Genomic DNA, 23,494 nt, shown 5'->3' with positions numbered 1-23,494 from the left:
CGGGTGATTTGTGATGATTTTCACACTTCATTTTTGCCGCCCCTGATAAAACGTGAACCCCATCAAAAGCCCTTTCTACCGCCTTATCCTGGCGTGACGATCTTCACTCTTCGCTCAAAATCCCCAGACAGGGCCCGCGAGCAGGGGGATAAAACGGCGTTAAATGCCTGTCACTTAACAGCTGACAGGTATCAACATGAAGCTCTCGTTAGAAAATGTCGTTCTCGACCGCAGCGGTCTGACTCCCGTCACCGATCTCCTCCAGGGGCTGATTGCGACCCTCGCCCAGGCCGGTGGCGGTACGCTGGTGATCACGCCGGGTACCTACCTGACGGGCACGCTGGTATTACCGTCAAACTTCACCCTGCATCTGGAAGCCGGTGCGCGTCTGCTGGCGAGCCCCCATGAGGCGGACTACCAGGCCTGCGAAACCCAAAGCATGGCCGAGCTTTCCAGAATGGCGCTCCTCTATGCGCGTGATGCCCATCACCTGACCCTGTGCGGTCCAGGCTGCATCGACGGCAATGCCAGCGCCTGGTTTGCGCCAGCGCCGGACGCCCAGGGCTACCGTCAGCCTAAAACCCATCGTCCGCGCATGCTGGTGCTGGAAGGGTGCGAGCAGGTGCGGATCGCCGATATCACGCTGTACGACGCACCCATGTGGACCGCGCACCTGGTCAGCTGCAGGCATGTTTTTATCAAACAGATCACCATTGATAACGATCTGGCGCTCTCCAATACCGATGCGCTGGATCTCGACAGCTGCCAGCATGTGCACCTCAGCGACAGCTATTTCAGCGCCGCCGACGACGGCATCTGCCTGAAGACCACCGCCAAAAGCGCAGCGTTGCAGCAGCCGATGGAGAACGTCACGGTCAATAACTGCGTCATTCGCTCAAAAAGTTGCGCCATCAAAGTGGGCACCGAGACCTTTGCCGACATCCGCAACCTGGTGGTCAGCAACTGCGTCATTTTCGAATCCAACCGCGCCATCGGCCTGGTCTCCCGCGACGGCGGACGGTTCAGCCAGATGCTGTTCAGCAATATCGTCTTTGATTGCCGGCACGGCGATCCCTGCCACTGGGGAAAAGCCGATCCGGTCTTTGTCTCCGTCCGCCACCGCGCGCCCAACGTCGCGCCCGGCGAGATAAGCCAGGTCACGTTCTTAAGCCTCAGCGGAAGCGGGGAAGGGGCTATCAACCTGCACAGCGACGTGCCGGGCGCCATTCACGACATCACCTTTAACGGGCTGAGCTTCTCTCAGCGCCTGAGCGCCAGCGAGGAGCAGGGCTGCTATGACGTGCGCCCTCCCTGTAACCCCGCGCGCCCGACAGGGATGGGACTGGATAACGCCTGGCGCGTTAACCCGCAAACGGGGCGCGCCTACGGCGTAGAACGCTATCCGCACGGACTGCCCGCGCTCTATGCCGCAGGTGTTGAGGGATTACAGCTGCACGTCATCCAGATTGCCCGTCCGCTGCCGTTACCTGCGGGCTGGGATGAAGAGAGCATCCGAACTTACCCGGCGAATACAGGGAATACAAAATGATAAAAAAAGTGCGAGAAATTAAACTGCGTAACTATGTCTGTTACGGGCTGGCAGATGTGATTGGCTCCGGTGCCTTCACGCTGGTCAGCGCCTGGCTGCTGTTTTTCTTAACCACCTTCTGCGGGCTGACGCCGATTCAGGCGGGCTCGCTGTTTGCGGTGGCGCGTATTGTCGATGTGATCATGTGTCCGGTCATCGGCTACATTTCCGATAACTTCCATAAGACGGCGCTGGGCCGACGCTTTGGCCGTCGCCGCTTCTTCCTGCTGGCCAGCATTCCGCTGGTGTCGGTCTACAGCCTGCTGTGGGTGGAGGGCTTCAATTACTGGATGTACCTGCTGTTCTACATCCTGTTTGAGATCGTTTACACCATGATCATCATCCCGTACGACACCCTGTCGGCAGAGATGACCTCCGACTTCAAAAAGCGCTCAAAACTCACCAGCGCCCGCATGTATATCGCCCAACTGGCCGGTTTTGCTGCCGCCTTCCTGCCGGGACGTCTGGTGGCATACTTCGGGCCGGAGTCGTCAGCGTCATTCTTTTATACCGGCGCCATTTTCACCGTCTCCTTTATGATCGTACTGTTCTTTGTCTACTTCGGCACCTGGGAACGTTCGCTGGAGGAGATCCAGCAGAGCGAAGCCCACAGTGAAGAGGAAGAGAAGGAGCCGCTGGCAACCCGGACGTACCATATCTATTACGATTTCCTCTCCACCCTGAAAATCAAAACGTTCAGATCGCACCTCGGGATGTATCTGGGCGGTTCAGTGGCGCAGGATATCTTCAACTCCGTCTTTACCTACTTCGTGGTCTTCGCCCTGATGACCTCGTCGGTGATGGCCTCTAACCTGCTCGGCGTGATCAATGCCCTGCAATTCTTTGGCGTCGGGATCGCCACCTGGCTGACCCTGCGTTACTCCCCGTCCCGGGCCTTCGCCACCCAGGCCTCAATGGCCCTGGTGGCCTTTGCCCTGCTGGTGTCAGCGTACTTCCACCAGACCGGTGGGATAGTACTGCTGTATGCCGGGGCGGCGATTGCCGGCCTGGCGCGCGGCGGGATCTACGCCATTCCATGGAATAACTACACCTTCGTGGCAGACGTGGACGAGATCCTCACCTGTCAGCGTCGGGAGGGGATCTTCGCCGGCTTTATGAGTCTGCTGCGTAAGGCCTCTCAGGCGATGTCGATTTTCCTTGTTGGCGTGGCTTTGCAGATGTCGGGCTTTGTCTCCGGGCAGTCCGCGCAGCCGCAGTCGGCCATCAACATGATCATGGTGATCATGATTGTGCTACCGATGATCCTCACCGTCTGGGGGATCTGGTCGGCCTGCCAGTTCCGCATCAACAGCCGCACCCACGCCATTCTGAACGAAGAGGTGGCGCGCCTGAAGCAGGGCGGCAGCAAGGCGACCGTCAGCGCGGAAAACCGTGCGGTTATCGAAAGCCTGACCGGTATGCCGTATGAGCACTGCTGGGGCGAGAACACCGTTGGCTATCTCAACCGCAAACGGATGATGGCGCGTCAGAGCCCTCCGCAATTCACCAACGCCTGATCCTCACAGCCTGACCGGGTCCGGGCCCCCGGTCTTTCAGGACGAAGCACATGACAGAACACAGCGTATATATTCAGCAAGGGATCTGGGCCAGACTGGGTCTGCCCCGGGAACTGAGCTGGGGTTTTATCGGCATTTTTCTGTTTATTACCGGTGCCACCATCGAGCAAAGCTGGCTGGCCTCGATGCTGCAAAACCGCGGCTTTGATGCGTTTCACATCAGCCTGCTCTCATCGGTGTTCGGCCTGTGCGTGGCGGTGATCTCCTGGTTTGCGGGGATCGGCGCGGGGGTACTGGGCCTGCGTCGTCTGATGTGGAGTGCCACGGCGATCTACTTTCTCGGTTCGATCCCGTTTATCGGCTATGCCCTGCCGCAGGGAAATTACCCCCTGATGGTCGCCAGCTACGCCCTGCGCGGCGTGGCTTACCCGCTGTTTGCCTACTCGTTCCTGGTCTGGATTAACCAGCGCTGCGAGCCGCGTATCCTGGGGCGGGCGGTTTCCTGGTTCTGGATCGCCTTTGGCGTGGGGATGACCATTATCGGACCGTGGTACGCCAGCCTGATGCTGCCGCGGATCGGCGAAACCGCCACCCTGTTGAGCGGCTTTATCTTTGTGGTACTGGGGGCGTTCTGCGCGCTGGTGCTCAATCCCGATCGGCCGCAGACGGCGCAGGGCGGCAGCATGGGGGCGGCACTCACCGAAGGGATCATGGTGATGGTGCGGGAGCCTAAAATGCGTCTCGCGGTGATCGTCAAAACCATCAACGACATCGGCAAATTTTCGCTGGTGATCCTGATGCCGGTCTACCTGCCGCGCTTTGGCTTCAGTATCGCGACGTGGCTCACCATCTGGGGGCTGGTGAACGTTGTTAATATTTTCGCCAGCTACTTCTTTGGCTGGCTGGGGGACACCATCGGCTGGCGTAACACGGTGGTCTGGTTCTCCGGCACCCTGTGCGGGCTGGCGATGGTGGCGGTATGCTACGCCCCGGTGCTGTCTGGTAACAGCGAGCCCGCGCTGTTCTGCGCCTTAGCGCTCTATGCCATTGGGCTCGGGGCGTTCGGGCCGCTCAGCGCGCTGATCCCCTCCCTGCTTCCTGATAACAAAGGCGCGGCGATCGCCTGCCTCAATCTGGGCTCCGGCCTGAGCAACTTTGTCGGGCCGCTGATTATCACCCTCTGCGTGGCCCCCCTCGGCGTGGAGGGAACGCTGTGGGTGATCGCCATGCTCTACTTTGCCGCCAGCGTGCTTACCCTGCCGTTAAAACTGCCTGAGACGCGCTAAAACGCCACTTATCGACTACGCTTTTCTCTCAAGCCTCTGAAAAAGGCGGCAAAATCATGAGGAAAGCGGAATGACTATTTTAAAGGGGATTGTTGGTTCAGCGGCGCTGCTGGCGGCGTTGAGCCTGCCATTACAGGCAGCGGAGCCGGTAAAGGTCGGGTCGAAAATTGATACGGAAGGGGCGCTGCTGGGCAATATTATTTTGCAGGTGCTGGAGAGCCATGGCGTCAAAACCGTCAATAAAGTGCAGCTGGGTACTACCCCGGTAGTGCGTGGCGCCATCACCTCCGGCGAACTGGATATCTACCCGGAATATACCGGCAACGGGGCCTTCTTCTTCAAAGATGAAAATGACCCGGCGTGGAAAAATGCCAGCAATGGCTACGAGAAAGTGAAAAAACTCGATGCCGAACAGAACAAGCTAATCTGGCTTACCCCGGCTCCGGCGAATAACACCTGGACCATCGCGGTACGCAAGGATGTGGCGGAGAAAGGCAAACTCACCTCCCTTGAGGATCTCAGCCGCTACCTGAAAGAGAAGGGTGATTTCAAACTCGCCGCCTCAGCCGAGTTTATCGAACGCCCGGATGCCCTGCCTGCCTTTGAAAAAGCCTATGACTTCAAGCTCGATCAGAGCCAGCTGCTCTCACTGGCGGGGGGTGATACCGCCGTCACCATCAAAGCAGCCGCTCAGCAAACCTCGGGCGTGAACGCGGCGATGGCCTACGGTACCGACGGCCCGGTAGCGGCGCTGGGTCTGCAAACCCTCACCGATCCAAAAGGCGTTCAGCCGATCTATGCCCCGGCGCCGGTGGTGCGCGAGGCGGTGCTGAAGGCTTATCCGGAGCTGGACGCCTGGCTGAAGCCGGTATTTGAAACGCTGGATGAGAAAACCCTGCAACAGCTGAACGCCAGCATTGCAGTCGAGGGGCTGGATGCCAAAAAAGTGGCGGCAGATTACCTGAAGCAAAAAGGGCTGGTGAAATAACCCGCCGCAGGACTGTGCTGTGCCGATAAGATGTCATAACCGCGTGCTGCTGCTGATGGCTCTCATTGCCCTGGCTGCAGCCGCGCTACCCTTTGTGAATTTTGCCCCGAACCGGCTGGTGTCCGGGGAAGGGCGTGCCGTCTGGCAGGTGTGGGCGTTCTCGCCTGCACTGCTGCTTATTGTGCCGGGTCTGTTAATCGTGCTTGCACTGATGCGTGGTCGCGGGGCAGTGGTGGCGACGCTTGTGGTGTGCGAGCTGCTGTTCGCCGGGCTGGTCTGGAGCGCGGGGCTTGCCGCCACGCATCTTGCCAGCAGCGAAAGTCCGCTGGCGCGCACTGCCGTGGGCAGCGGCCTGTGGCTCTGGCTGGCGCTCTGCCTGCTCGCCTGCAGCGATGCCATTCGTCGGCTTAACCTGCCGCCGCTCTGGCGCTGGCTGCTGCAGGCGCAAATCTGGATCCTGCCGTTGCTGCTGCTGTTCAGCGGCGAACTCAACGCCCTCTCGCTGATGAAAGAGTACGCCAACCGGCAGGATGTCTTTAACGATGCCGGGCAGCAGCACCTCACGCTGCTGCTGGGCACCCTCATCCCGGCCCTGCTGATTGGCGTGCCGCTGGGGCTGCTTTGTTATCGCCGTCCGGCCTCTCAGGGGCCAGTGTTTGCGGTGCTGAATATCATTCAGACCATCCCTTCCGTGGCGTTGTTCGGCCTGCTGATTGCCCCGCTTGCCGGGCTGACCCGCGCCTGGCCGTGGCTGTCTTCGCTGGGCATTGCCGGAACCGGCCTGACGCCCGCGCTGATCGCCCTGGTGCTCTATGCCCTGTTGCCGCTGGCGCGCGGGGTGCTGGCGGGGCTCAGCCAGGTGCCCGCCGAGGTGCTGGAGAGCGCCGACGCGATGGGGATGAACAGCCGCCAGCGTTTCTGGCAGATCCAGCTCCCGCTGGCCCTGCCGGTGCTGTTGCGCGGCCTGCGCGTAGTGGCGGTGCAGACCGTGGGGATGGCGGTGATAGCGGCCTTAATTGGCGCCGGAGGATTCGGCGCGCTGGTGTTCCAGGGGCTGCTGAGCAGCGCCCTGGATCTGGTGCTGCTGGGCGTTATACCGACCATCGTGATGGCGGTGGTGGTGGACGCGCTGTTTGCGCTGTGGATCGCCCTGCTGCGAAGGAGAACCGATGATTGAGTTTGATGATGTAAGTAAAACCTTTGCCGGCGAGCCCGCGGTCAGCAATCTGGATCTGACCTTTGCCGAAGGGGCCTTCACGGTGCTGGTGGGCACCTCGGGCTCGGGCAAATCGACCACCCTGAAGATGATCAACCGACTGGTGGAGCATGACAGCGGTCTGATCCGCTTTGCCGGGCAGGAGATCCGCAGCCTGCCGGTGCTGGAGCTGCGTCGGCGGATGGGTTATGCCATTCAGTCCATCGGTCTCTTCCCGCACTGGACGGTGGCGCGCAACATCGCCACCGTGCCGCAGCTGCAAAAATGGCCTCGGCAACAGATTGACGACCGGGTGGATGAACTGATGGCGCTGCTGGGGCTGGATCCTGCCCTGCGTGAGCGCTATCCGCACCAGCTTTCAGGCGGGCAGCAGCAGCGGGTCGGTGTGGCGCGGGCACTGGCCGCTAACCCGGAGGTGCTGCTGATGGATGAACCTTTTGGCGCCCTCGACCCGGTCACCCGTAGCGCGTTGCAGCTGGAGATGACCCGCATCCATCGCATTCTGGGGCGGACCATTGTTCTGGTAACGCACGATATCGACGAGGCGCTCCGGCTGGCAGACCACCTGGTGCTGATGGACAGCGGCAGGGTAGTGCAGCAGGGGACGCCGCTGGCGCTGCTGACCCGACCGGCGAATGGATTTGTGCGCGAGTTTTTTGGCCGCAGCGAACTGGGCGTACGCCTGCTGTCGCTGCGCACGGTCGGCGAGTCGATGCGCCCGGAAATCACCTCGGGCGAGTCCAGCCCGCTGCGGGCGTCCATGAGCCTGCGGGATGCGCTCTCGGCATTTGTCAGCCAGGGCTGTGAGCGTCTGCCGGTGGTGGACGATCAGGAAAGGCCGTGCGGCACGCTCTGGTTTCGCGATCTGCTGGCCCGGGAGGCGTCGTGAGGCTATTACGCGATCCACTTCTGTGGCTGGTGGCGCTGTTTGTGGCGCTCCTGTTCCTGATGCCCTACAGCGCGCCGCTCTTCAGCGCGCTGTTCCCGGAGCTGCCGCGCCCGGTCTACCAGCAGGAGAGCTTCGTTAGCCTGACGCTCGCCCACTTCTGGCTGGTCGGCATCTCCAGCCTCTTTGCCATCGTGGTGGGGGCAGGCGCCGGGATTGCCGTAACGCGGCCGGCGGGCCGGGAGTTTCGCCCGCTGGTGGAGACCATCGCCGCCGTCGGGCAGACCTTCCCGCCCGTGGCGGTACTGGCCATTGCGGTACCGGTGATGGGCTTTGGCCAACAGCCGGCGATTATCGCGCTGATCCTCTATGGGGTGCTGCCGATTTTACAGGCGACGCTGGCGGGGCTGGCGGCAGTGCCCGCGGCGGCCATCAGCGTAGCCGAAGGGATGGGGATGAGTGGCTGGCAGCGCCTGCGCAACGTCGAGCTGCCGCTGGCCGCGCCGGTGATGCTGGCGGGGATCCGCACCTCGGTGATTGTGAATATCGGTACCGCAGCCATTGCCTCAACGGTAGGGGCAAACACGCTGGGGACGCCGATTATTATCGGCTTAAGTGGCTTTAATACCGCCTATATTATCCAGGGTGCGCTGCTGGTGGCGCTGGTGGCGATTGTGGTCGATCGCGCCTTCGAACGGCTGGCACGAAGCCTCAGCCAACACCGCCACGGACAATAAACGAATAACCTGCCAGCATCACGCCCCCAATACCGCTGACGGCCATGAGAAAGAAGAGGGTGATAACCGCGACTTTGGTTGCCTTCATAATGTGCTCCTGATGTTAACAGGGCGATTATACGGTGAAGCGCGGGTGTTAATGAACCATTAATTGCCTTTCAGCGGGAAGACGGGATAGCCGTGCGCCTGCCACTGGGTGAGCTGCTGCTCCTGCGCCGCCGTCGGTGATTCTCCGCACCAGACCAGCAGCGTCTGTCCGTCGAACAGCTCCGGGCGCAGCTGAGCCAGCGAATGCGCCAGCACGTCGACGCGCCAGCCCTGCTGGGCGGCAATCCACGCTTCAAACCACAGGCGAGTCGTGTCGTGCACGTTCCAGCCGACTACCAGCGCATCTTTGCTGTTCTTCTTTCGCGCCGTAGCAAGATAAATACAGATATAGTTGATAAGTACGCCGTCCAGCGCGCTCAGCAGTGCCTGGAGCGTGGGCTGCTGCGATTGCAGACGCCTTCGTAACGGGATGAACAGTTGGGTAATAAGGGTTTGCGCAGGGTATTCACTGCCTCGTTCCTTGATCCATATACGCAGACGGTGCAGATGGCCGCATTGCAGATAACGCAGCAGCACCTCCTGTTGTTCGCGCCAGATGTCCTGCTCCTTCTGACCTTCCGGGCTCAATAGCGTTTTAACCTTCCCGACCTGGACGCCATTATCGATCCAGCCTTTGATCTCACGGATCCGGTCGATATCCGCATCCGTAAACAGCCGGTGGCCACCGTCGGTTCGCTGCGGTTTCAGTAATCCGTAACGTCGCTGCCATGCCCGTAACGTCACAGGATTGATATCACACAGGAGTGCCACTTCTCCTATCGTGTAGAGCGCCATGTTTTCCCTCCGGCTTGCGCATGCCCAGATTAACTGTAGACGGAGAATGCTGAACCAGGAAGTTTCGCTCTTTTTTCCCAAAAAAAATGCGAATATCAGATTATGTTCGGCTAAAGGTGTGATGGCTCACACGAAAACACATTTTCGTTCTTTGACTGCAAAGAAAGTTATTGCGCTTCGGTGTATGTTACGCGCTTTAAGAATTTGCGGTTTGTGGGTATGTACGAATTTAATCTGGTGTTGCTGCTGCTTCAGCAGATGTGTGTGTTTCTGGTCATCGCGTGGTTGATGAGTAAAACACGCCTGTTCATCCCCCTGATGCAGGTCACCGTTCGTCTGCCGCACAAGCTGCTCTGCTACGTCACCTTCTCTATCTTCTGCATTCTCGGCACCTATCTGGGCCTGCATATCGAAGACTCCATTGCCAACACCCGTGCGATCGGCGCGGTGATGGGCGGCCTGCTCGGCGGCCCGGTTGTCGGCGGACTGGTGGGGCTGACCGGGGGACTGCACCGCTACTCAATGGGCGGCATGACGGCGCTGAGCTGTATGATTTCGACCATTGTCGAAGGGCTGCTTGGCGGCCTCGTCCACAGCGTGATGATCCGTCGCGGTCGCCCGGATAAAGTCTTCAGTCCCCTTACTGCAGGCGCGATAACCCTGGTGGCCGAGCTGGTACAGATGCTGATCATTTTGCTGATCGCCCGTCCCTTCGAGGATGCCCTGCATCTGGTGGGCAGCATTGCCGCGCCGATGATGGTCACCAACACCGTAGGCGCCGCGCTGTTCATGCGCATCCTGCTTGATAAGCGGGCCATGTTTGAAAAGTACACCTCGGCCTTTTCGGCAACGGCGCTGAAGGTCGCGGCCTCGACGGAGGGGATCCTGCGTCAGGGCTTTAACGAAGAGAACAGCATGAAGGTGGCGCAGGTGCTGCACCAGGAGCTGGATATCAGCGCGGTCGCCATTACCGATCGCGAAAAGCTGCTGGCTTTTACCGGCACCGGCGATGACCATCACCTGCCAGGCAGACCGATTTCGTCCGCTTATACGCTTCGCGCCATCGAGACTGGTGAGGTAGTCTACGCCGACGGTAACGAAGTGCCGTACCGCTGCTCGCTGCATCCGCAATGCAAGCTGGGCTCGACGCTGGTGATCCCCCTGCGCGGTGAAAACCAGCGGGTGATGGGGACCATCAAGCTGTATGAAGCGAAAAACCGTCTGTTCAGCTCCATCAACCGAACATTAGGAGAGGGGATCGCCCAGCTGCTCTCGGCCCAGATCCTCGCCGGGCAGTATGAGCGGCAGAAGGCGTTGCTCACCCAGTCGGAGATCAAGCTCCTGCACGCTCAGGTGAACCCGCATTTTCTGTTTAACGCCCTCAATACCCTGAAGGCAGTGATCCGTCGGGACAGCGATCAGGCAACGCAGCTGGTGCAGTTTCTCTCGACCTTTTTCCGTAAGAACCTGAAGCGGCCCTCGGAAATTGTCACCCTTGCGGATGAAATTGAGCATGTGAATGCCTATCTGCAAATCGAGCAGGCCCGGTTCCAGTCGCGCCTGCAGGTGACGCTGTCGGTGCCGGATGAGCTGGCCTGGCAGCAGCTGCCAGCCTTTACCCTGCAGCCGATTGTGGAAAACGCCATCAAGCATGGCACCTCCCAGCTGCTGGGCACCGGCGAGATCGCCATCACCGCCAGCCGCTTTAACCGCTATCTGGTGCTGGATATTGAAGACAATGCCGGGCTCTATAGCGGTGCAAAAGAGGGGGGAGGCCTGGGAATGGGGCTGGTGGACAAGCGTCTGCGCGCCCATTTTGGCGAAGATTGCGGCATTACCGTCACCTGTGAGCCCGACAGCTTTACCCGTATAACCTTACGACTGCCTCTGGAGGAACACGCATGTTGAATGTGCTGATTGTCGATGACGAGCCGTTAGCGCGAGAAAACCTGCGATTTTTGCTGCAGGAGCACAGCGATATTGAGATTGTCGGCGAGTGCGCTAACGCCATTGAAGCCATTAGCGCCGTGCACAAGCTGCGTCCCGACGTGCTGTTTTTGGATATCCAGATGCCGCGCATCAGCGGCCTGGAGATGGTGGGCATGCTCGACCCGGAACATCGACCCTACATTGTCTTTCTCACCGCCTTTGATGAATACGCGGTAAAAGCGTTCGAAGAGCACGCCTTTGACTATCTGCTGAAACCCATCGAAGAGCCGCGGCTGGAAAAAACGCTTAACCGCCTGCGCCAGGAGCGCAACGTGCAGGACGTATCGCTGCTGGCGGAACACCAGCAGCCGCTGAAGTTTATCCCCTGTACCGGCCACAGCCGGATCTATCTGCTGCAGATGGAGGACGTGGCTTTTGTCAGCAGCCGGATGAGCGGGGTGTTTGTCACCAGCCACGAAGGCAAAGAGGGCTTTACCGAGCTGACGCTGCGTACTCTGGAGAGCCGCACGCCGCTGCTGCGCTGCCATCGACAGTACCTGGTGAACATGGCGCATCTGAAAGAGATCCGCCTTGAAGAGAACGGTCAGGCGGAACTGGTGCTGCGCGCCGGACAGACGGTGCCGGTCAGCCGTCGCTACCTGAAAAGTTTGAAAGAGGCGATAGGGCTGTAAAACTGCTACACTGCGCGCCATTGCATCATCGACACTCGAAGGCTCTATGCTCAGTAATGATATTCTTCGTAGCCTGCGCTACACCCTGAAAGCCAATAACAACGACATGGTGCGCATTCTTGCGCTTGCCGACATGGAATCCACCTCGGCCGGGTTCGACACCTGGATGACCAAAGAGGACGAGGAGGGGTTTGTTCGCTGCCCGGACATCATCCTCTCCGGTTTTCTGAACGGCCTGATCTACCACAAGCGTGGCAAAGATGAATCTGCGCCTGAGCTGTCGCTGGAGCGTCGTGTAAACAACAACACGGTGCTGAAGAAGCTGCGCATCGCCTTTTCACTGAAAACCGACGATATTCTGGCCATCATGAGCGAGCAAAAGTTCCGCGTCTCAATGCCGGAAATCACCGCCATGATGCGCGCGCCGGACCATAAAAACTACCGCGAGTGTGGGGATCAATTCCTGCGCTACTTCCTGCGTGGGCTCACCAACCGGGTGCATGCCGCGAAGCCGTAATGTTGCCCGGCGGCGGGCCTACGGGTTATGGAGGCCGGGTAAGGCGAAGCCGCCACCCGGCAAAAAGGCATAAAAAAAGCCGGAGATTATCTCCGGCTTTTTTATTTATTTCACCTGGTGACCAGGCAGCGCACCGCTGTCCGGGCTTAACAGGAAAATATCTTTCCCGCCAGGACCTGCGGCCATCACCATCCCCTCAGAGATGCCGAAGCGCATTTTGCGCGGCGCAAGGTTCGCCACCATCACCGTGTGGCGACCAATCAGCGCCTGCGGGTCCGGGTAGGCGGAACGGATGCCGGAGAAGACGTTGCGCTTCTCGCCGCCCAGATCGAGGGTCAGGCGCAGCAGCTTATCGGAGCCCTCCACAAATTCCGCGTTTTCGATCAGCGCCACGCGCAGATCGACCTTCGCGAAATCGTCAAAGGTGATGGTTTCCTGAATCGGATCGTCCGCCAGCGGGCCGGTTACCGGTGCGGCGGCGGCTTTCACCTCTTCTTTCGAGGCTTCAACCAGGGCTTCAACCTGCTTCATCTCGATGCGGTTGTAGAGCGCCTTGAAGGCGTTCAGCTTATGGCCGAGCAGCGGCTGATTGATGCTGTCCCAGCTCAGTTTGGTGTTCAGGAACGCTTCGGTACGCGCGGCCAGCTGCGGCAGAACCGGCTTGAGGTAAGACATCAGCACGCGGAACAGGTTGATACCCATGGAGCAGATCGCCTGCAGGTCAGCGTCGCGGCCTTCCTGTTTGGCAACTACCCACGGTGCCTGCTCGTCAACGTAGCGGTTCGCCAGGTCGGCCAGGGCCATGATTTCACGCACCGCTTTACCAAACTCGCGGCTCTCCCACGCTTCGCCAATCACGGCAGCCGCGTCGGTGAAGGTTTTGTACAGCTCAGGATCGGCCAGTTCCGCCGCCATCACGCCGTCGAAACGCTTGGCGATAAAGCCGGCGTTACGGGAGGCCAGGTTGACCACTTTGTTCACGATATCGGCATTGACGCGCTGCACGAAATCTTCCAGGTTCAGGTCGATATCGTCGATACGGGACGAAAGCTTCGCCGCGTAGTAGTAGCGCAGGCTGTCGGCATCAAAGTGGTTCAGCCAGGTGCTGGCTTTAATGAAGGTGCCGCGCGATTTGGACATCTTCGCGCCGTTCACGGTGACATAGCCGTGGACAAACAGGTTGGTCGGCTTGCGGAAACCGCTGCCTTCCAGCATGGCTGGCCAGAACAGGCTGTGGAAGTAAACGATGTCTTTGCCGATGAAGTGATAGAGCTCGGCCGTGGAATCTTTTTTCCAGTATTCGTCGAAGCTTACGGTATCGCCGCGCTTGTCGCACAGGTTCTTGAAGGAGCCCATGTAGCCGATAGGCGCATCCAGCCAGACGTAGAAGTATTTGCCCGGCGCGTTCGGGATTTCGAAGCCGAAGTAGGGTGCATCGCGGGAGATATCCCACTGCTGCAGGCCGGATTCAAACCACTCCTGCATCTTGTTCGCCACCTGCTCCTGCAGCGCGCCGCTGCGGGTCCACGCCTGCAGCATTTCGCTGAACGAAGGCAGGTCGAAGAAGAAGTGTTCGGAGTCACGCATCTCTGGGGTCGCGCCGGATACCACGGACTTCGGCTCAATCAGCTCGGTTGGGCTGTAGGTCGCGCCGCACACTTCGCAGTTATCGCCATACTGGTCCGGCGACTTACATTTCGGGCAGGTGCCTTTCACGAAACGGTCCGGCAGGAACATGCCTTTTTCCGGATCGTAGAGCTGAGAAATAGTGCGGTTTTTGATAAAACCGTTCTCTTTCAGACGGGTGTAGATCAGCTCCGACAGCTCGCGGTTTTCGTCGCTGTGCGTGGAGTGATAGTTGTCATAGCTGATGTCGAAGCCAGCAAAATCGGTCTGATGCTCCTGACTCATTTCGGCAATCATCTGCTCCGGGGAGATACCCAGCTGCTGCGCTTTCAGCATGATTGGCGTGCCGTGCGCGTCGTCTGCACAGATGAAGTTTACCTCGTGGCCGCGCATTCGCTGGTAACGGACCCAGACATCAGCCTGGATATGCTCCAGCATGTGGCCGAGGTGGATTGAGCCGTTAGCGTACGGCAGAGCGCACGTCACCAGAATTTTTTTCGCGACTTGAGTCATAGTAGGTATTACTTCTTTTAGCTGTAAAAAGGGTTTTTGATGTTACCCGAAAGGGAATAACTACGCCAAGTGATAAGGGCATTAATCCATAAATGAATAATTGTTACCTCTGGGGTAAACTTGGTAATTACATCTCTTTTTCAGAACAACTACAAAGGAGTCGGGATGAGTTCTCAATCCCAGGCCAAATCACCGGAAGCCTTGCGCGCAATGGTTGCCGGGACGCTGGCTAATTTTCAGCACCCCACCCTGAAGCACAATCTCACCACGCTGAAAGCGTTACATCACGTGGCGTGGCTGGATGATACCCTGCATGTCGAACTGCATATGCCTTTCGTCTGGAGCCATGCATTCGAGACGCTGAAAGAACAAACCAGCGCCGAGCTGCTGCGCATCACCGGGGCGAAAGCCATCGACTGGAAATTAACCCATACCATCGCCACGCTGAAACGGGTGAAGAACCATCCGGGTATCAATGGCGTGAAAAATATCATTGCGATCAGTTCCGGCAAGGGCGGGGTAGGGAAATCCTCCACCGCCGTGAACCTGGCGCTGGCGCTGGCCGCTGAAGGGGCGAAGGTCGGTATTCTGGATGCCGATATCTATGGCCCGTCAATTCCTAACATGCTGGGCGCGGAAAATCAGCGCCCGACCTCGCCGGATGGCACCCATATGGCGCCGATTATGGCTTACGGTCTGGCGACCAACTCCATTGGCTATCTGGTTACCGACGACAACGCCATGGTGTGGCGCGGGCCGATGGCCAGCAAGGCGCTGATGCAGATGTTGCAGGAGACAATGTGGCCGGATCTCGATTATCTGGTGCTCGATATGCCGCCTGGCACCGGTGACATTCAGCTGACCCTGGCGCAGAACATCCCGGTGACCGGCGCGGTGGTCGTCACCACTCCGCAGGACATCGCGCTGATTGATGCCAAAAAAGGCATTGTGATGTTCGAGAAGGTTGAGGTGCCGGTGCTGGGTGTCGTTGAAAACATGAGCATGCATATTTGCAGCAACTGTGGTCATCATGAAGCCATCTTCGGCACCGGCGGGGCAGAAAAACTGGCTGCGCAGTATCATACCCAGCTGCTGGGACAGATGCCGCTGCACATTACGCTGCGTGAAGATCTGGATAGCGGCAAGCCGACCGTCGTCAACCGCCCTGAAAGTGAGTTCGCTGAGATGTATCGTCAGCTGGCAGATCGCGTTGCCGCACAGCTTTACTGGCAGGGTGAGGTGATCCCGGGCGACATCGCGTTCCGCGCGGTGTAAGCCTTTGCCGGGTGGCGCTTTGCTTGCGCGGGCCTACACCTCAGGCCAGGTAAGCGAAGCGCCACCTGGCGCATTAAGCGATTAACGGTGGTAGAAGATATCGCCGTTATACGCTTTGTAGATCTTACCGTCCGTATCACCCACCAGTACGTAGTTCTCGCCCATGTAAGTCCAGTGGGTCCCCGCATCCGGTTCAGGCAGGTTACGCAGCTTATACTGCTTGATGGTGTACTCAGGTGTCAGGTACTGCGCCGGGGCGAAATCACCAATCTTGTATTTCGTAAAATCGGCTACAAACTCCTGTTCCTCATAGGCCTGGATGCCAGAGGGGGCCGCTGCGGCTTGTGGGGCAGCAAATGCTGCGCTCGCCAGTGACATCAATACGCCCAGAAGTAGAATTTTACCTTTAGTCATTTTATCTCCAGATTTACCGTGGCCATTACTCTTGTTCTGCCGTTTCGTGGCTGAGCAACAGATAGTCTATTTTATGTTTTGCCGGTTGGCTAAGGGTGTAAAAAATGTAACAAATCAACACATCCCCCCGCTAATCGCATCAGCTTTAAATATTTACATTGTGAATTTATTTCCTGATTTAGATTTATAGTGTTTATCTTTCTTTTTATAAATTCTTAAATCACTGCCTTCAGACATAATAGTCGTCAACGTGCTATGTTATTTTTTCTGTGGAATGTTTATGATGCCGTTTGATTAATTTGTGCTGTTTTTGATTTGCTTTTTTTAAAAGATATCAACAGACAATCTCCAGTACGGCCAGTGTTTTTTTATTAGGTTATTTTTTGTAACTCTCTGACTATAGTTAATATTTTTAAATTTAATAATGTAGCAAATTTAATGAGAGCTACAGGGAAATGCGTGGGCATTTAACGGAATATAATAGAGCACCTCTTATTAATGACAATACCACTCCGCACCAGTGTAAGTTTTATTTGCGCGCTATTATTGACAGGCTGCACCATTACGCCTGGCCAGCATATAAATACTTCCGGGAAAAATAATATTGCGGTTACTGACAATCCATATGATTTAAATAAAAAAATGGATGTCTGGCCATTAACGCCCTCCGTGATTGAACAGCTTCGCACAAGCCAGGTGAAATCTCAGGCAAATCCGAATCTGGATGAGCAATTAAAGCACTGGGAGTACCGTATCGGCCCCGGAGATGTGCTGATGATCACCGTCTGGGATCACCCTGAACTTACAACCCCTGCCGGGCAGTACCGTAGCGCAAGCGACACCGGAAACTGGGTCGGCGCAGACGGAACGCTCTTTTATCCTTACGTCGGTAAACTGCACGTGGCCGGAAAAACGCTCGCCCAGGTGCGCGAAGAGATCACCGCCCGCCTGGACAGAGTGATTGAAAGCCCGCAGGTTGACGTCAGTATCGCGGCGTTTCGTTCGCAAAAAGCCTACGTTACTGGCGAAGTGGTAAAGTCAGGGCAGCAGCCAATTACCAATATTCCGCTGACCATTATGGATGCGATCAATGCGGCGGGTGGCCTCTCCCCGGACGCGGACTGGCGAAATGTGGTACTGACGCACAAGGGTAAGGACACCCGGATCTCACTCTATGCCCTGATGCAGCACGGGGACCTGACGCAAAACAGGTTGCTGTGGCCGGGGGATATTCTGTTTGTACCACGCAATGATGCCTTGAAAGTTTTTGTCATGGGTGAAGTGGTGAAACAGAGCACCCTCAAGATGGATCGCAGCGGCATGACGCTGGCAGAAGCCCTGGCGAACGCGGGTGGCCTGAACCAAAGCATGGCCGATGCGACCGGTATCTTCGTCATTCGCTCCAACGGCAACAACAGTCAGGACGGCAAAATCGCGCGTATCTATCAACTCGATGCCCGCGATGCGTCTGCGATGGTGCTTGGCACAGAATTTCAGCTCCAGCCCTACGATATCGTCTATGTCACCACCGCGCCTGTCTCACGCTGGAACCGGGTATTGACGCAGCTGGTGCCGACGATCAGCGGCGTGCATGATCTGACCGAAACAGTGCGCTTCATTAAATCGTGGCCTGAATAATGATCCGATCCATTCTGGTGATTTGTACGGGAAATGTTTGCCGTTCCCCGATTGGCGAGCGGCTGTTACAGCAACAGCTCCCCTCGTTAACCATCGCATCCGCAGGTATCCGCGCGCTTGCCGGGTACCCGGCGGATCGCTATGCGCAAAAAATTGCTGCCAGGCATGGCCTGTCGCTGGCGGATCATGTTGCACGGCCGCTGACGATAGCAATGATGCGGGAATACGATCTGCTTCTTGCCATGGAGTCAGATCAAATAAACCGGATCTCGCTTATCGCCCCTGAGGTGCGTGGCAAAGCCTTGCTGTTTGGGCAATGGCTGAGGGAACAGGAGATACCCGATCCGTACGGCAAAAGCATGGAAGCTTTTGAATATGTTTTTCGCCTGCTTGGCGAAGCAAGCCAGGAATGGGCCAACCGACTTACCGTTAAGGGATTACGTACATGTCGTCGAACATTGTAAATACTCAGGGTCAGGCTGATAGCCAACATGAGCTTGATCTGGCACGTCTTCTGGGAGAGTTAATCGATCATCGCGTGGCTATTCTCGGCATTACGCTAATTTTTGCGCTCTTCGGAACGTTATACGCACTCTTTGCATCACCGGTCTATCTTGCCGATGCGATGGTGCAAATAGAAAATAAGCAGCAGAACAGTATTCTCAAAACCTTAAATCAGCTGACACCGGCGCTTTCACCAGATTCCAGCGCCGAAATTCAAATACTAAAATCGCGAATGATCCTGGGTGAAACGGTGGAAGCGCTGCGCTTACGCGATGAAATCACTCAGGTTCGCCTGCCGCTGATAGGCAAAGCATGGGCGAAGCTGACTGGTCAACCCGACGGCACATTGATTCTGGATAATCTGACGCTTCCCGAAACCGCGGGCGAGCCGATTATTTTGACCTTGACCGCTGAAGTTAAAGGCCGTTTTCTGCTGGAAGGAGAGGGTATCAGCGCGCACGGCACGGTAGGTAGACCATTGCAGCATGGCGGGGTGAGCATTACCGTTCGTGAATTGTCAGCACCGCCTGGCACGCAATTCCGGGTTCGGCAACGTGGCCCACTGGAAGTGATAAATGCCCTGAGCCGTCAGTTTAGCGTGACAGAGCAGGGCAAAGAGAGCGGGATCCTGATGCTGAGTCTGACAGGCCACGATCCTGTGCAGATTAAAAACACGCTCAATCATATCATGCACAATTATCTGCAGCAGAATATTGCCCGCCAGGCCGCACAGGATTCACAGAGCCTCGTCTTTCTGCAACGCCAGCTGCCGCTGGTGCGGCAAGAGCTGGAGCAGGCCGAGGAGCGTCTCAATACCTATCGTAAACAGCGGGACTCGGTGGATTTAACCCTGGAAGCCAAGTCAGTGCTGGAACAGATTGTTAACGTTGACAATCAGCTGAATGAGCTTACTTTCCGCGAGGCGGAGGTCTCTCAGCACTTTAAAAAAGACCACCCCACCTATCGGGCGCTGCGTGAAAAGCGGCAGACTTTAGAGAGCGAACGTGAACGACTGAACAAACGTGTTGAGACGATGCCGTCTACGCAGCAGCAGGTTTTGCGCCTTAGCCGCGACGTGGATACCAATCGGGCGGTTTATCTTCAGCTTCTGACCCGTCAGCAGGAGCTCAATATCTCCCGCTCCAGCACGATTGGCAATGCGCGCATTATCGACTCGGCAGCCACAAACCCTGGGCCTATCAAGCCGCGCAAGGCGTTAATTGTCGCTTTTATGACCCTGTTCGGATTCTTTATCTCTGCCGCTGGCGTGCTGGCAAAAGCAGCGTTACGACGCGGCATTAACGCACCGGAACAACTTGAAAAAGAGGGTATTAACGTTTATGCCACCTTGCCCCATTCGGTCTGGCTGCACAGCAAAACCCGGGTGGGCAACCGCTATTTCTTCCACTGCTCCAGGCGGCATAAAATCAAAGATGTGCCATTCTTGCCCGTCGACAGGCCGCTGGATAATTTTGTCGAAGCCGTGCGCGGATTACGCACCAGCCTGCACTTCGCGATGATGGATGCCGTAAATAATATTCTCATGTTCAGCGGCCCGACTCAGGACTGCGATAAAACACTGGTCAGTACCTCACTGGCGGCGCTGGTGACGCAGGTTGATAAACGGGTGCTGTTTATTGATGCTGATATGCGTAAAGGCTACGTGCATAACATCTTTGGGTTACGCAATGATGCCGGTTTGTCGGATGTACTGTCAGGTAAAGTGACCTTCCAGGCGGCGATTCAGACTTACACCAGCGGACAGTTTGATGTCGTGACCTGCGGGCAGTATCCGCCTAATCCTTCAGAGCTGCTAACGCACGATCGTTTTGGTGAATTCATGACCTGGGCCAGCGAACAGTACGACATAGTGATTGTCGACGCTCCGCCGGTTCTGGCGGTCACCGATGCTGCGCTGGTAGGTCGGATCGCTGGCTCTACCCTGCTGGTAGCCCGGTTTAACGTGACCAGCGTTCGCGAGATGGAGGTCAGCCAGCACCGTTTACAGCAGATGGGGGTCAACATCAAAGGGGCAATTCTGAACGACGTCGTGAAATCGGCGGCCAGCTATTATGCTTCCGGTTACAATGCTTATGGTTATTCTGCCGGACAGCACGAAAACGAGAAGAGTAAAGCGAGATAACGAAAGAGAGACCCGGCAGCGAACGCTGCCGGGTGGGACAACTTACTTAGCCAGCAGCTCGTTCGCCGTGCGTTCCACCAGTGACAGCAGGACTTTAACATCCTCCAGGGTCACAATTGGGTTCAGCAGGGTCAGCTTCAGGCAGGTGACACCGTTATGCTCGGTAACACCCACGTTAGCGCGGCCTGATTCCAGCAGGGCATCGCCAATCTTCTGGTTGAGCAACGCGATGGCCGCGTCATCCAGCTGATGCTCCGGACGGAAACGGAACAGAACGCTCGCCAGCTGCGGCGGCATGACCAGTTCCAGTCGCGGCTGCTCAGTGACATACGCCGCAACCTGTTGGGCCATGGTGACACCGTGATCGATGATCTCAGCGTATTTCTTCTCGCCCAGCGCTTCCAGGCTCATCCACAGCTTCAGCGCGTCAAAGCGACGGGTGGTCTGCAGGGATTTGGACACCAGGTTTGGTACGCCAGCCTCTTCGTCGAACTCAGAGTTCAGGTACGCCGCCTGATAGCGCATCAGCTCATAGTGACGCGCCTCTTTCAGCAGGAACGCCCCGCAGCTGATGGTCTGGAAGAACTGCTTGTGGAAGTCCAGAGTAACGGAATCCACCAGCTCGATACCGTCGAGGTAATCGCGATACTTCTCGGACATCAGCAGCGCGCCGCCCCATGCCGCATCGACGTGAACCCAGATATTCTGCTTCGCCGCCAGCTCTGCAATCGCACGCAGCGGATCGATAGCACCCGCATCGGTGGTTCCTGCGGTGGCAACGATCGCCAGAATCTGTTCGCCGTTGGCATTGCACTGCTCAATTTTCGCGGCCAGATCGTTAAGATCCATGCGCGAACATTCGTCAGTTTTTACCTGGATAACGGACTGGTAGCCGAGGCCCATCAGCGCCATGTTCTTCTGCACAGAGAAGTGCGCGCTCTCGGAGCAGAGCACACGGATCTTACGCAGATCGCCCACCAGACCATCCTGCTGGACGGAGTGGCCCTGACGCGCAAAGAAGGCATCGCGCGCCAGCATCAGACCCATCATGTTGCTCTGGGTGCCGCCGCTGGTGAAGACCCCAGCGTCGCCCGCCTGGTAACCCAGGCGGGTACGCAGCCACTCGATCAGTTTTATCTCGATAATGGTCGCGGACGGGCTCTGATCCCAGGAGTCCATGCTCTGGTTAGTGGCGTTGATCATTACTTCCGCCGCCTGGCTTACCACCAGGCTCGGGCAGTGCAGATGCGCCACACACTGCGGATGATGCACCGCCAGGCTGTCTTTCAGGAAATATTCAACGGCACGCTCGATAGCAGTTTCGTTGCCCAGCCCTTCCGGACTGAATTCCAGGTTGATACGCTCGCGCAGTTCGGCGACCGTTTTACCCTGGTACATTTCCGGCTGTTTCAGCCACTGCATGACCGCCTGGGTGCTCTGCTCGATCGCCTGCTGGTAGGCTTCGATGCTTTGCGCCGAGGACGACAAAATCGGGTTTAAATCTGACATTCTATCCATTGTCTCCGGTTAAACTGGGCGAACGCCCGCAGCAAGCAGCGCCTGCTCAAATTTGTCCAGGAACACATTCAGCTCCTGATCGCTGATCAGCAGGGAAGGCAGCAGACGCACAACGTTACCGTTACGGCCGCCACGCTCCAGAATCAGGCCCGCTTCGAAGCACTTCTTCTGGATCAGCGCAGCGAGCTCGCCGTCGCCCGGGAAGCAGCCCATATGGTCGGCAGCTTCGTGCGGTTTAACGATCTCGATGCCGATCATCATGCCCAGACCGCGCACGTGACCGATAACCGGATAGCGTTTCTGCAGCTCAACCAGCTTCGCTTTCAGCCACTCGCCCTGGGCGGCAACTTTATCAGCGATGTTCTGCTCTTTGAGGATCTGCAGGGTGGTGAGGCCAGTAGCCATCGCCAGCTGGTTGCCACGGAAAGTACCGGTATGGTGACCCGGAGACCAGGCATCGAACTGCTTTTTGATACCCAGAACGGCCAGCGGCAGACCGCCGCCTACAGCTTTGGACATCACCACGATGTCTGGCTGAATACCTGCGTGTTCGAAGGCGAAGAATTTACCGGTACGGGCAAAGCCAGCCTGAACTTCGTCGAGGATCAGCAGAATGCCGTGCTCTTCAGTCACTTTACGGATGCGCTGCAGCCATTCAACCGGCGCCGGGTTCACACCGCCTTCGCCCTGGACCGCTTCCAGAATCACGGCAGCAGGTTTACGCACGCCGCTTTCCACGTCGTTGATCAGGTTTTCGAAGTAGTAGGTCAGCGCTTTCACGCCCGCTTCACCACCGATACCCAGCGGGCAGCGGTACTGGTGTGGGTAAGGCATGAACTGGACTTCAGGCATCATGCCGTCAACCGCTTCTTTCGGAGAGAGGTTGCCGGTTACAGACAGTGCGCCGTGGGTCATGCCGTGATAAGCACCGGAGAAGCTGATAATGCCGCTGCGGCCAGTTACTTTTTTCGCCAGCTTCAGCGCGGCTTCAACGGCGTCTGCACCGGATGGGCCGGTAAACTGCAGGCAGTACTCTTTACCCTGACCTGGCAGCAAGGAGAGCAGGTATTCTGAGAACGCGTCTTTTAACGGCGTAGTCAGATCCAGGGTATGTAACGGCAAGCCGCTGGTAATGACACTTTGAATGCTTTTCAGCACATCAGGATGGTTATGACCCAGCGCCAGCGTTCCCGCACCGGCCAGGCAATCAAGATACTCTTTATTATCCGCATCGGTGATCCACACCCCTTCCGCCTTCGTAATAGCTAAAGGCAGTTTGCGCGGATAACTCCTGACATTGGATTCCATTTCGGCCTGACGGGCCAGATAGGTTTCGTTGGTTTTGAAAGAAGAAGCATTCAAAGTATCAATACGGACTTTATCCGTCATCATATCACTCCTACAACCGCAGCTCAGCACGTGGCTCCGATTGAATAATTAATGAAAAAAATGAGAAGGGCCTCAAAAAACGCGGCCAATATAGAGCCTTTTTGCCCGGGGCTCAATGGTTAATTGTTTATCGTTTTGTAACGCGCGTTGAATCAACGCGCGTAAGGCGTAACCCCGCATGGTAGCTGAGGTTTTGTGGGGGGCGCTTCGTGAAAAAAAGAGGGGCGTTTTAGAAT

Annotated in this window: 20 protein-coding genes; 14 read left to right on the top strand and 6 right to left on the bottom strand. The window is 57.2% G+C overall.

Going from position 1 to position 23,494, the window contains the following annotated elements; translation table 11 throughout:
* The first annotated feature begins 196 nt into the window (after positions 1 to 196).
* The 7 genes from GNG29_RS15240 (at position 197) to GNG29_RS15210 (ending at position 8,218) form a co-directional block, all read left to right on the top strand.
* Positions 197 to 1,549, top strand: coding sequence for a glycoside hydrolase family 28 protein (locus GNG29_RS15240; RefSeq protein WP_156654889.1), 1,353 nt, complete (start codon positions 197 to 199; stop codon positions 1,547 to 1,549).
* Positions 1,546 to 3,105: an MFS transporter gene (locus GNG29_RS15235; RefSeq protein WP_156654888.1), complete on the top strand. Its 1,560-nt coding sequence runs from the start codon at positions 1,546 to 1,548 to the stop codon at positions 3,103 to 3,105. Before GNG29_RS15240 ends, GNG29_RS15235 begins: the two co-directional genes overlap by 4 nt.
* Before the next feature lie 50 nt (positions 3,106 to 3,155).
* The gene (locus GNG29_RS15230; RefSeq protein WP_103180292.1) at positions 3,156 to 4,391 is read left to right on the top strand and encodes an MFS transporter; all 1,236 of its coding nucleotides are present in this window, start codon (positions 3,156 to 3,158) and stop codon (positions 4,389 to 4,391) included.
* 70 nt (positions 4,392 to 4,461) lie between these two features.
* Entirely contained in the window at positions 4,462 to 5,379 is a 918-nt protein-coding gene (locus tag GNG29_RS15225) for an ABC transporter substrate-binding protein (RefSeq protein WP_103180290.1), read from the top strand.
* A gap of 19 nt (positions 5,380 to 5,398) precedes the next feature.
* The gene (locus GNG29_RS15220; RefSeq protein WP_103180288.1) at positions 5,399 to 6,556 is read left to right on the top strand and encodes an ABC transporter permease; all 1,158 of its coding nucleotides are present in this window, start codon (positions 5,399 to 5,401) and stop codon (positions 6,554 to 6,556) included.
* Positions 6,549 to 7,484, top strand: a complete 936-nt coding sequence (locus GNG29_RS15215) for an ABC transporter ATP-binding protein (RefSeq protein ID WP_103180286.1) — start codon at positions 6,549 to 6,551, stop codon at positions 7,482 to 7,484. Before GNG29_RS15220 ends, GNG29_RS15215 begins: the two co-directional genes overlap by 8 nt.
* Positions 7,481 to 8,218 (top strand): ABC transporter permease, encoded by a 738-nt coding sequence (locus tag GNG29_RS15210; protein ID WP_103180284.1) that lies wholly within the window; start codon positions 7,481 to 7,483, stop codon positions 8,216 to 8,218. Before GNG29_RS15215 ends, GNG29_RS15210 begins: the two co-directional genes overlap by 4 nt.
* Here the strand turns inward: GNG29_RS15210 and GNG29_RS15205 are convergent.
* Complete coding sequence (locus tag GNG29_RS15205; protein ID WP_072036698.1) at positions 8,193 to 8,306, bottom strand: protein YohO; 114 nt, start codon at positions 8,304 to 8,306, stop codon at positions 8,193 to 8,195. The genes GNG29_RS15210 and GNG29_RS15205 overlap by 26 nt on opposite strands.
* 59 nt (positions 8,307 to 8,365) lie before the next feature.
* A complete protein-coding gene (gene mlrA / locus GNG29_RS15200) occupies positions 8,366 to 9,100 on the bottom strand; it encodes an HTH-type transcriptional regulator MlrA (protein ID WP_103180283.1) in 735 nt (244 codons plus the stop codon).
* A 219-nt stretch (positions 9,101 to 9,319) separates the two neighbouring features.
* Between mlrA and GNG29_RS15195 the strand changes: the two genes are divergently transcribed.
* From GNG29_RS15195 to GNG29_RS15185, 3 genes are read left to right on the top strand one after another with little or no spacing between them, the layout of a single operon-like run.
* Positions 9,320 to 11,008 (top strand): sensor histidine kinase, encoded by a 1,689-nt coding sequence (locus GNG29_RS15195; RefSeq protein ID WP_103180281.1) that lies wholly within the window; start codon positions 9,320 to 9,322, stop codon positions 11,006 to 11,008.
* Positions 11,002 to 11,721, top strand: a complete 720-nt coding sequence (gene btsR, locus GNG29_RS15190; protein ID WP_103180279.1) for a two-component system response regulator BtsR — start codon at positions 11,002 to 11,004, stop codon at positions 11,719 to 11,721. The genes GNG29_RS15195 and btsR overlap by 7 nt, the downstream gene beginning before the upstream one ends.
* Before the next feature lie 46 nt (positions 11,722 to 11,767).
* On the top strand, positions 11,768 to 12,238 hold the full coding sequence (locus GNG29_RS15185) for a DUF1456 family protein (protein WP_103180277.1): 471 nt from the start codon (positions 11,768 to 11,770) through the stop codon (positions 12,236 to 12,238).
* Positions 12,239 to 12,343: 105 nt separating this feature from the next.
* Here GNG29_RS15185 and metG read toward each other — a convergent pair whose 3' ends face one another.
* Positions 12,344 to 14,377, bottom strand: coding sequence for a methionine--tRNA ligase (gene metG, locus GNG29_RS15180; RefSeq protein WP_156654887.1), 2,034 nt, complete (start codon positions 14,375 to 14,377; stop codon positions 12,344 to 12,346).
* A 165-nt stretch (positions 14,378 to 14,542) separates the two neighbouring features.
* Between metG and apbC the strand changes: the two genes are divergently transcribed.
* Positions 14,543 to 15,652: an iron-sulfur cluster carrier protein ApbC gene (gene apbC, locus GNG29_RS15175; RefSeq protein WP_103180274.1), complete on the top strand. Its 1,110-nt coding sequence runs from the start codon at positions 14,543 to 14,545 to the stop codon at positions 15,650 to 15,652.
* An 81-nt stretch (positions 15,653 to 15,733) separates the two neighbouring features.
* Here the strand turns inward: apbC and GNG29_RS15170 are convergent, their stop codons facing one another.
* A complete protein-coding gene (locus GNG29_RS15170) occupies positions 15,734 to 16,066 on the bottom strand; it encodes an RcnB family protein (protein WP_103180272.1) in 333 nt (110 codons plus the stop codon).
* Positions 16,067 to 16,564: 498 nt separating this feature from the next.
* On the opposite strand from GNG29_RS15170, the gene GNG29_RS15165 reads away from it, so the two are divergent.
* Genes GNG29_RS15165 through GNG29_RS15155 form a run of 3 tightly spaced genes read left to right on the top strand, consistent with a single transcriptional unit; the run spans position 16,565 to position 20,351 of the window.
* A complete protein-coding gene (locus GNG29_RS15165; protein WP_156654886.1) occupies positions 16,565 to 17,704 on the top strand; it encodes a polysaccharide export protein in 1,140 nt (379 codons plus the stop codon).
* The gene (locus GNG29_RS15160) at positions 17,704 to 18,168 is read left to right on the top strand and encodes a protein tyrosine phosphatase (protein WP_103180270.1); all 465 of its coding nucleotides are present in this window, start codon (positions 17,704 to 17,706) and stop codon (positions 18,166 to 18,168) included. Before GNG29_RS15165 ends, GNG29_RS15160 begins: the two co-directional genes overlap by 1 nt.
* Positions 18,150 to 20,351 (top strand): polysaccharide biosynthesis tyrosine autokinase, encoded by a 2,202-nt coding sequence (locus tag GNG29_RS15155; protein ID WP_156654885.1) that lies wholly within the window; start codon positions 18,150 to 18,152, stop codon positions 20,349 to 20,351. The genes GNG29_RS15160 and GNG29_RS15155 overlap by 19 nt, the downstream gene beginning before the upstream one ends.
* 42 nt (positions 20,352 to 20,393) lie before the next feature.
* On the opposite strand, the gene GNG29_RS15150 is transcribed toward GNG29_RS15155, so the two are convergent.
* Both GNG29_RS15150 and GNG29_RS15145 read right to left on the bottom strand, forming a co-directional pair.
* Positions 20,394 to 21,860, bottom strand: coding sequence for an aspartate aminotransferase family protein (locus GNG29_RS15150; protein WP_103180267.1), 1,467 nt, complete (start codon positions 21,858 to 21,860; stop codon positions 20,394 to 20,396).
* An 18-nt stretch (positions 21,861 to 21,878) separates the two neighbouring features.
* Positions 21,879 to 23,261 (bottom strand): diaminobutyrate--2-oxoglutarate transaminase, encoded by a 1,383-nt coding sequence (locus tag GNG29_RS15145; protein WP_156654884.1) that lies wholly within the window; start codon positions 23,259 to 23,261, stop codon positions 21,879 to 21,881.
* Positions 23,262 to 23,494: the final 233 nt, after the last annotated feature.

The sequence above is a fragment of the Leclercia sp. Colony189 genome (assembly GCF_009740165.1).
In the GTDB taxonomy this organism is placed as follows: Bacteria; Pseudomonadota; Gammaproteobacteria; order Enterobacterales; family Enterobacteriaceae; genus Enterobacter.
Note: the sequence above shows the minus strand (reverse complement) of the source record. Positions and strands in the feature narration are given on the sequence as shown.